The following is a 9,437-nucleotide window of genomic DNA, read 5'->3' as shown; positions in this document are numbered from 1 at the left end:
GCCCAGCACCAGGTCCACGTGGCCCATCTCGTCGTCGGGGGCCAGGGTGCTGAGGTACTGCCGCAGCCGCTCGTCGCGGATGAAGTCGGCGCCCGACGTGGCCTCCAGCAGCAAGGCCGGGTTTTGCGGCCGGGCCACCACAAAACCCTGCACATAGTCCACCCCGATCTCGGCCAGGGTTTCCACGGTTTCAAAGTCCTCGGCCCATTCGGCGATGGTCTTCATGCCCAGGTTCTGCGCCAGGCTGACGATGGCCTCCACGATGGCGATGTTGGCCGGGTGCCGGTTCATGTTGACGATGAAGCTGCCGTCGATCTTGAGCAGGTCGGCCGGCAGGTCCTTCAGGTAGGAAAACGAGGTGTAGCCGGCGCCGAAATCGTCCAGCGCCACCCGCGCCCCAAAGCTGCGCACCTTGTCGATGAAGCGGCGGGTGTTGCCCATGTCGTGCAGGGCCACGCTTTCGGTGATTTCCAGGCAGATGCGCCGCGCCAGGTCGCGTTTGCTGTCGAGCAGGGCGAACACGTCCTCCATGAAACGCTCGTCGTTGAGCGATGCGCCGCTGAGGTTGAGGCAGACGAACTGGGTGTGGGCCAGAGCGTCCAGGTGCTGCTCCATCCACTCCAGCGTGTGGTGCAGCACCCAGCGGTCGATCACGCCCATGCGCCCGGCGTTTTCGCCGGCGTGGATCAGGCGCTCGGTCGGCACCCGGTCGCCGTGCTCGTCCTGCATGCGCAGCAGCACCTCGAAGTTGAGCGAGGCGTGCGGCGTGTGCAGCGACAGGATGGGCTGCATTTCCAGGAACAGGCCGTCGATGCGCTGGTTTGAAGCCAGCCGCTCGATCAGTTGCAGTTCCGCCTCGTGTTCGGTGAACACGCGCGAACCCTGCTCAAACACCACCAGGCCGCAGGGCTGGGCCTTTTTGGCCTGGCGGCAGGCGTGGTCGGCGGTGGAGACGATGTCCTTGGCCTGGGCCCCGGCGCCCACCTCGATCAGGCCAATGGAGCCGCGCACCTGGAAGGCGCGGTCGCCCACCTGGCAGGGGCTGCGCGCCAGGCTGGCGACGATTTCGCGGCAGATGGCCTCGGCCCGGTGCAGCGGGGTGTCGATCATGACCAGCAGGAATTCGTCGCCCCCGACGCGGCCCAGGTGCATGTGCGGGCCCAGCGGGGCCTGGGCGCGGGCGCAGACCTCTTGCAGCACCACGTCGCCGGCGGCGTGGCCGTACAGGTCGTTGATGAGCTTGAAGCGGTCCAGGTCCAGGTAGGCCACCGACAGCGGCCGCCCCCGGCCCAGCCGCACCAGCCCGCGCAGCAGCATGGCCTCGATGCCGCGCCGGTTCAGCACCTTGGTCAGGGTGTCGTGGTCGGCCAGGAACTGCAGGTGTTCGGTGGCGCGGGCCTTTTCGGTGATGTCCTGCAGCGAGCCTTCGATCTTGTCGCGCGCCAGCGTGGCCTTGACCAGAAAGCGCTTGACCGGCTGCCCGGGCGGTTCGACCTCCAGGTCCAGTTCCACCGGGGTGCCGCCCTGGGTGCGGCGCAACAGCTGCTGCCAGGCGTCTTCGGAAAACTGGGTGGCCCAGCGGTCGGCGGTGGGCGACAGCGACGCGGTGCCCAGCATCTGCAGCAGCGCCGGGTTGGCGCTGAGCCAGTGGCCCTGCAGGTCCAGGGTGAACAGGCCGATGGGGATGACCTCGTAGGCGTGGCTGAGTTCTTCCTGGGCGGCCAGGCGCTCCTGGTGTTCCTGGCGCATCTGCTCGGCGATGGCCAGCGACGCCAGCAGGCTGGATGCCAGCGCCGCGGTGACGCTGTTGACCGCGCCCAGCAGCCCTTTGATGCCCAGCGCCGCGGCCGCCACCTCGTACAGGCTGGCGAACAGCGCCACGGTGATGGAGGCGGCGTACCAGATCGCCACACGGGACTGGGTGCGCAGCAGGATCAGGCTCAGCAGGTACACCAGCCCGACGATGCCGATACCGGTGGCGGTCCAGATAATCGGCAAAAACCGTTGGTAGGGTAGCGTGATCGACAGGAGCAGCAGGGGCGCGCACGACCACTTGGCAATCCGCACCAGCCAGGTGTGGCCCACCCGCTTGAGTTCTTCGCCAAACAGCGTCAGGAACAAGGACAAGGTGACAACGTAATACAGCGCCAGCGTGACCGAGCGCACCGGAATCAACCAGTCGAAGGGGATGGTTTGACCCAGCCATTGGTGGTCCCAGCCAGCGGACAAGGCCGCCATGCGCAGGTTGACCACCAGCCAGGCCGCAAACACCAGGTAGTTGCGGTTCTGGTTGATGAAGCCAGCGATGAGGGTGAACAGGGCCAGCACCAGGATGCCGCCGTCGAGCAGGCCCGAGTTGCGTTGAAATTCGTGCTCGCGCACCTGCAAGGCGCTGGGTGCCCATGCCTTGGCACTGAAGCGGGCCGGGCCGACGAAGGTGGCGCGGCAGAGCAGGGCGGTGTTGGGTTCCACATCTATGGCGTAGCCCGCGCGCGAAGTCCGCAGTCCGCCACTGGCCTGGGCGCGGTCGGCGTTGCCCAGTGGCACCAAGGAGGCTGCATCCCAGCATGCCAGTGCACTGGCGTGGCGCGAGGGAAATTCCACCGTGGTGGCTGTGCCAAGCGCCGGCAGGTGCACCCAGAACGGGGCTTGCGACAGGTGGGTGTCCAGCAGTTCAGCGGTGGGGGCCGAGGTCAGCACTTGCCGGGCCTGGGCCGGGTCCCACTGCATGGCTTCGTCTGGCAAGGCCTGGAAGGTCAGCGCCCGGCCACTGCTGCCCGGGTACTGGCTCGGCCACAGGCCCACGGCCGCCAGGGTGAACAGGGCCACCAGCGCCGGTATCCAGTAGGCCGAAAAGACCTGCAATGCCCGATCCAAACCAAGCCCGGGAGGCTCAACCTGGTGGGGAGGGGTCACAAAGGTCATGGCTGCGCCGGGCCTGTCGCATGTTGGTGTGTGGACTCCCTGATCCTGGCTGGCGGACTTGTTGTGCTTTGCCAAGCATTATGCGCGGTCCACCGGCCGATGGCGGCTTGTGCCACACTCGCCCCCCATGGAAAAAGCAGCGATGGCGCGGGAGGCGCTGGCCCAGTTCGACCGCCTGGTGCAGGCGGGCCAAGGCCTGCGCCCGCGCCCGGGCCAGCGCCTGATGGCCGAGCAGGTGGCCTGCACCTTCAGCGAGGCCGACCTGGGCAAGCCGCCCCCGCCCGACGGCGCCGCCGAGGCCGACCCGCCGACGCGCTCCATCGCAGTGATCCAGGCCGGCACCGGCGTGGGCAAGTCGCTGGCCTACGCGGCCCCGGCCATTGCCCTGGCGCTGGCGCGCCACACCCGGGTGATGATTTCCACCGCCACCGTGGCGCTGCAGGAACAGCTGGTGCACAAGGACCTGCCGGCCCTGGCCAACGCCTTCGACCAGCCCTTCCGCTTCGCCCTGGCCAAGGGCCGCGGGCGCTACGTTTGCCGGCTCAAGCTGGACCGGGCCCAGGCCGCCCTGGACCCCGCCGGCCACGCCGACATGGACGACGACCTGCACGACGACGACCTGTTCCACGAGGCCGCCGGCCCGCAGGCGCCCCTGGCGCCGCAGGACGATGCGGTGCGCCAGGCCGCCTACGCCGAGATGGCGGCCGAGCTGGCCAGCGGCCGCTGGTCGGGCGACCGCGACACCCTGTCCACCCCACCCGACCCGGTGCTGTGGCAAAGCGTGGCCGCCGACGTCAGTTCCTGCACCGCCAAGCACTGCCCGGCCTACGGCCAGTGCAGCTACTACGAGCAGCGCAAGCAGCTGGTGGGGGCGCAGGTCATCGTCGTCAACCACGACCTCTTGCTGAGTTCGCTCGGCTCGCGCGCCCTGCCCGAGCTGGGCAACTGCCTGCTGGTGCTGGACGAAGCGCACCACCTGCCGGCGATCGCGCTGGACCAGTTCGCCAGCCACATGGACCTGAGCCGGCTGACCTGGGTGGACCGCCTGGCCAGCCGCACCCTGAAGGTGGGTGGCCTGCTGGCGGTGGAGGAAATGGCCGACGTGCCCAAGCACGCCGCCCTGCTGCGCCAGGGCCTGCAGGACCTGGCCCGCCTGGTGCTGCACCAGTACGGCGACGCCCTGCGCCAGGCGCAGCGGCCCTGGGGCGGCGCCCGCCCCGGTGGGCGCGACCAGCCCGGCCGGGTGCGGCTGCCGCAAGGCCGCCTGCCCGAGGTGCTGGTCACCCCGGTGGCGCAGCTGGCCCACAGCGCGCAGGTGTTCATCGACGCGCTGCGGGCGGTCAGCAAGGCGCTGCGCGCCGAAATCCGCGACCACCCCGACGAGGCCCGGCGCCTGGCCACCTACTACGCGCAGCTCGGCTCGCTGGCGCCGCGGCTGGAGGCGGTGCACGCCACCGCCCAGCTGCTGCTGCAGCAGCCCGAGGAAGGCAGCGTGCCGGTGGCCAAGTGGTTCACCCTGCAGACCCGCGGCGACTACCTGGTGGTGCAGGCCCACGCCAGCCCGACCCTGCCCGGCGCCACCCTGCGCCACCACCTGTGGGGCGCGGTGCGCGGCGCGGTGCTGACCTCGGCCACGCTGACCAGTTGCGGCAAGTTCGACTTTTTCCTGAAAGAGGCCGGCCTGCAGGGCGACCCGGACGCGGTCGCGCTGGAGGTGCCCAGTCCCTTCGATTTCGCCGCCCAGGGCCGGCTGGTGCTGGCCGGCACCCGCGCCGACCCCAAGGACGCCGCCGCCTTCACCGCCGAAATGGTGCAGGCGCTGCTGCGCGACCTCGCCCAGGTCAAGCACGGCGCGCTGGTGCTGTTCACCTCGCGCGAGCAGCTGCGCCAGGCCACCGAGGCGCTCCCGCCGGGCCTGCGCGAGCGCGTGCTGGTGCAGACCGAGTGGCCGCGCGGCCAGCTGCTGGCGCGCCACGGCGAGCGCGTCGCCGGCGGGCTGCCGTCCATCGTGTTCGGCATGCAGTCGTTTGGCGAGGGGCTGGACCTGCCCGGGCGCCTGTGCGAGGACCTGTTCATCACCAAACTGCCGTTCATGCCGCCCGACGACCCCGTGGGCGAGGCCCGCGCCGAGTGGCTGCGCGCCAACGGCCGCGACCCGTTCATGGAACTGGTGGTGCCGGCCACCGCCATCCGGCTGGCGCAGTGGGTGGGCCGCGCCATCCGCACCGAGGACGACGAGGCCCACGTCTATTGCTACGACCGCCGCCTGAGCCAGACCAGCTACGGCCAGCGCCTGCTCAGCGGCCTGCCGCCGTTCACCCGGGTCACGCCGGCCGAGCGGGCCGCCAGCGCCGCCGCCACCACCGGCCGTGCCGGTTGAAGGCGCCGGCCCCCCATGCACCCCCAGGAAACGCCATGCCCCTGTTCGCCGCCAACCTCAGCCTCCTGTTCACCGACCGGCCGTTCCTGGACCGCTTCGCGGCCGCGGCCCGCGCCGGTTTTCGCGCGGTGGAGTGCCAGTTTCCCTACGACTGGCCGGCGGCCGAGATCGCCCAGCGGCTGCATGCCCACGGGCTGCAGATGGTGCTGCACAACCTGCCGGCGGGCGACTGGGCGGCCGGCGACCGCGGCATCGCCTGCCACCCCGACCGGGTGGCCGAGTTTCGCCAGGGCGTGCCGCAGGCGCTGGCCTGTGCGCGGGCGCTGGGGGTGCCCCGCCTGAACTGCCTGGCCGGCCTGCTGCCGGCGGGTGTGGACCCGGCGCAGGCCCAGGCCACCTTGGTGGACAACCTGCGCTTTGCCGCCCAGGCCCTGGCCGAGCACGGGCTGACGCTGCTGGTCGAGCCGATCAACACCCGCGACCTGCCCGGTTTTTTCCTCAGCCGCACCGACGCCGCCCTGGCGCTGATCGAAGCGGTGGGCGCGCCCAACCTGAAGCTGCAGTACGACATTTACCACGCCCAGCGCATGGAGGGCGAACTGGCCGCCACGCTGCAGCGCTGCCTGCCGCACCTTGGCCACGTGCAGCTGGCCGACAACCCCGGCCGGCACGAGCCCGGCACCGGGGAGATCCACTTCGGCTTTCTGCTGCGCTGGCTAGACCAGATCGGTTACAGCGGCCACGTGGGCTGCGAATACCACCCGGCGCAGGCCGGGCCGGGCGGCACCGAGGCCGGGCTGGGCTGGCTGCAGGCGTTCCGCTGATCCACCGGCCTGAGGCCAGAGTGTCGGCCCGATGCGACACATAGATAGCAAATTTATCGTACAAATTGTGAATATACGATAATTAATTTGATTTATTCGGATAATTCGGGACAATCTGGCCTGTGAACTTTCGAGTCCTTGCCGTTGAGCCCCCGCCCGCCGTGGCCGCCCGCCGCCTGTCCCGCCAACAGGTGTTTGGCCGGTCGGTGCAGGTGTGCGTGGTCCACCACCCGAATGAGGCCCTGGGCCACGCCTGTGAGGCCGGGCACGACCTGCTGCTGGTGGACGGCCACTGGACGGTGGACCAGTTGCTGGCGCTGCTGCCGGGTCACCCCGAGGCGCTGGCCCTGCTGATGCTGCCCGAGGGCGAACGCGACAAGGCCCAGCGCGCCAAGTCCGCCGGCTACGCCGACCACCTGGTGCAGGACCGCCACGGTGGCTGGCTGGAGCGCCTGCCGCAGTCCATCGAAGACGCGGTGAAACGGGTGCGCCTGCAGCGCAGTCTGCACCAGGAAACGCGGGCGCGCCAGCAGCGGCGCGAGGCCCAGCGCATGGCCTTGCAGCAGTCGGAACTGCTGCGCTGGCGCCAGGAGCGCCTGCTCAAGGCCCTGGCCACGGCGCAGTCGCGCTTCATCGCCAACGCCACGCCGCGCCAGGTGCTGGGGGGCTTGCTGGAAGAACTGCTGCGGGTGACCGACAGCGAGCACGGCTTTGTGGCCGAGGTGTACGACGGCGACGGGGCCCAGCCCCATTTGAAGCTGCAGGCCCTGGCCGACCGCAGCGGGCGGGGCCTGTCCAAGGCCGAACGGGCCCTGGGCCAGACCGTGGCGCAGGCCATGGACAACCCCGGCAGCCTGATCGGCGCGGTGGTGCGCACCGCCCGCCCGGTGCTGGCCAACGAGCCGATGCAGGACGAGCGCCGCTCCCCCCGGGGCCTGCCCGAGGGCCACCGCCGCCTGGACAGCTACCTGGGCCTGCCCGTGGTGCTGGACGGCCGGGTGGTGGGCGTGGTGGGCCTGGCCAACAAGCCCGGCGGTTACGCCATGGACGACGCCGAGCAGCTCGCCCCCCTGCTGACCGCGCTGGCCCACATGGCGGCGGCCTGGCGCGCACAGGCCGCCCGCGCCAAGGCCGAACGCTCGCTGCAGCTCACCCTGTCGCACATCAACCAGGGGCTGCTCTGCGTCAACCGGCACGGCCAGGTGGAGTTCTGCAACGACCGGGTCGAAGCCCTGCTGGGCCTGCCCGCGGGCACGCTGGCCGGGCAGCCGCACATCCGCGCGCTCGAAGCCCACGGCGCCTTGCTCGGCCCCGACGCGCCTGGCACCTTCTGGCTCAAGACGGCGGCGCAGCGCACCATCGAAATCCAGGTGCAGGTGGTGGCCGACGGCGCCAGCGTGCGCACCTACACCGACGTGACGGACTACATCCGGGTGCAGCAGGCCCTGCAGGCCGGCGAGCAGAGCCACCGCGAGATGGCCGACCAGCTCAAGACCATCCTGGAGGCGATCCCCGACCTGCTGTACGAATTCGACGCGCAGGGCCGCTACCTTTACATCGGCAAAGGGCAGCCGGAGCTGCTGACCGCGCCGCCCGACACCCTGGCCCACGCCACCTACCACGACGTGCTGCCGCCCGAGGCCGCCGCCGAGATCGACGCCGCCATGGCCGAGGCCTCGATCTGCGGCGCCTCGCTCGGCCACCAGTACCGGCTGGACCTGCCCGACGGCACCCATTGGTACGAACTGTCGATGACGCGGCGCGAGCCCCAGCCCGGCCAGCCGCCGCGCTTCGTGATGCTGGCGCGCGACATCACCCAGCGCCGCCTGATCGACGAGCGCATCCAGCACCTGGCCTTCCACGACGCGCTGACCAACCTGCCCAACCGCCGGCTGGTGCAGGACCGGCTGTCCAAAGCCCTCAAAGCCGCCAAGCGCCAGCAGCAGCACGGGGCGCTGCTGTTCATCGACCTCGACAACTTCAAGGACCTGAACGACACGCTGGGCCACGACCAGGGCGACGAACTGCTGCAACTGGTGGCGGTGCGGCTGCGCGGCTGCGTGCGCGACGTGGACACCGTGGCGCGCCTGGGCGGCGACGAATTCCTGGTGATGATCGAGGGCCTGAGCAGCGACGTCGCCGCCGCTGCCGGCGAGGCCGACAAGGTGGCGCGCAAGGTCCTGACCACCCTGCGCCAGCCCTACGACCTGTCGAGCTGCGGGCACAGCAGCACGCCCAGCATCGGGGTGGCGCTGTTCGGCCAGCCGCAGGACACGGTGGAAGACCTGCTCAAGCGCGCCGACCTGGCCATGTACCGCGCCAAGATCGACGGGCGCAACACCATCAGCTTCTTCGACCCCGAGATGCAGGCCAGCGCCCTGCGCCGCGCCGCGCTGGAGGCCGACCTGCGCACCGCCCTGCGCGAAGAACAGTGGCGCCTGTACTTCCAGCCGGTGGTGGACGCTTTTGGCCACGTGCTGGGCGCCGAGGCCCTGGTGCGCTGGCAGCACCCCGAACGCGGCATGGTGCCGCCCGGTGCCTTCATTCCGCTGGCCGAGCAGAGCGGCATGATCCTGCCGCTGGGCCAGTGGGTGCTGCGCCGCGCCTGCGAATGCCTGGCCGACTGGGCGCGGGACCCGCAGCTGCGCCACTGGACGCTGTCGGTCAACGTCAGCACCCGCGAATTCCGCGAGGCCGGTTTCGTGGACCAGGTCAAGGCCGAGGTGCGGCGCGCCGGCGCCCAGCCCCACCGCCTCAAGCTGGAAGTGACCGAGAGCATGTTCATGCACGACGCCGAGGACACCGCGGCCAAGATGGCGGCGCTGCGCGAGTTCGGCATCCGGTTCGCGCTGGACGACTTCGGCACCGGCTACTCGTCGCTGAGCTACCTCAAGCGCCTGCCGCTGGACGAGATCAAGATCGACCAGTCCTTTGTGCGCGACGTGTTGGACGACGAGGACGACGCCGCCATCGTGCGCGCCATCCTGACCTTGGCGCAGACGCTGGGCCTGTCGGTGGTGGCCGAGGGGGTGGAGCTGCCCGAGCAACACGACTTCCTGGCCGGGCACGGCTGCCGCGCGTTCCAGGGCTACCTGTTCGGGCGGCCGGCCTGCGTCAGCGAGGCCCCGGCCTACGCCCGCAGCCGGCCGGTGTCGCGCGCCGTCATCGGGCTCTGAGGGCCGCCGCGTCCAGCACCGCCTGGGCGTCTTCCAACCAGAAGGTCAGGGCGGCGTAATAGCCTTCCCAGACACAGCCGTTGCAGCCCCGGCCGCAACAGGTGGTGGGCTCGGGCGGTGGCGCACGCAGCG

5 protein-coding genes are annotated in these 9,437 nt (G+C 70.6%); 3 read left to right on the top strand and 2 right to left on the bottom strand.

What is annotated here, in order from left to right; genetic code table 11:
- Positions 1-2,865 (bottom strand): EAL domain-containing protein (locus HA630_RS13280; protein WP_166835306.1); only part of this gene is annotated, 2,865 nt, incomplete at its 3' end.
- Between the two features lie 187 nt (positions 2,866-3,052).
- On the opposite strand from HA630_RS13280, the gene dinG reads away from it, so the two are divergent.
- The 3 genes from dinG (at position 3,053) to HA630_RS13265 (ending at position 9,305) form a co-directional block, all read left to right on the top strand.
- The gene (dinG, locus tag HA630_RS13275; RefSeq protein ID WP_166835302.1) at positions 3,053-5,305 is read left to right on the top strand and encodes an ATP-dependent DNA helicase DinG; all 2,253 of its coding nucleotides are present in this window, start codon (positions 3,053-3,055) and stop codon (positions 5,303-5,305) included.
- A gap of 35 nt (positions 5,306-5,340) precedes the next feature.
- Entirely contained in the window at positions 5,341-6,129 is a 789-nt protein-coding gene (gene hyi, locus HA630_RS13270; RefSeq protein ID WP_166835300.1) for a hydroxypyruvate isomerase, read from the top strand.
- A 122-nt stretch (positions 6,130-6,251) separates the two neighbouring features.
- On the top strand, positions 6,252-9,305 hold the full coding sequence (locus tag HA630_RS13265) for an EAL domain-containing protein (RefSeq protein ID WP_208300084.1): 3,054 nt from the start codon (positions 6,252-6,254) through the stop codon (positions 9,303-9,305).
- Here HA630_RS13265 and HA630_RS13260 read toward each other — a convergent pair.
- Positions 9,292-9,437: oxidoreductase-like domain-containing protein (locus HA630_RS13260; protein ID WP_243855461.1), on the bottom strand; the 146-nt coding region annotated here is incomplete at its 5' end. The genes HA630_RS13265 and HA630_RS13260 overlap by 14 nt on opposite strands.

Source organism: Aquabacterium sp. A08 (assembly GCF_011742065.1).
This window is presented reverse-complemented; position numbering and strand designations above follow the sequence as displayed.

Bases quoted from the DNA above. Each gene is read 5' to 3' on its own strand.
- dinG (WP_166835302.1), top strand. From the start codon at position 3,053: ATGGAAAAAGCAGCGATGGCGCGGGAGGCGCTGGCCCAGTTCGACCGC.
- hyi (WP_166835300.1), top strand. From the start codon at position 5,341: ATGCCCCTGTTCGCCGCCAACCTCAGCCTCCTGTTCACCGACCGGCCG.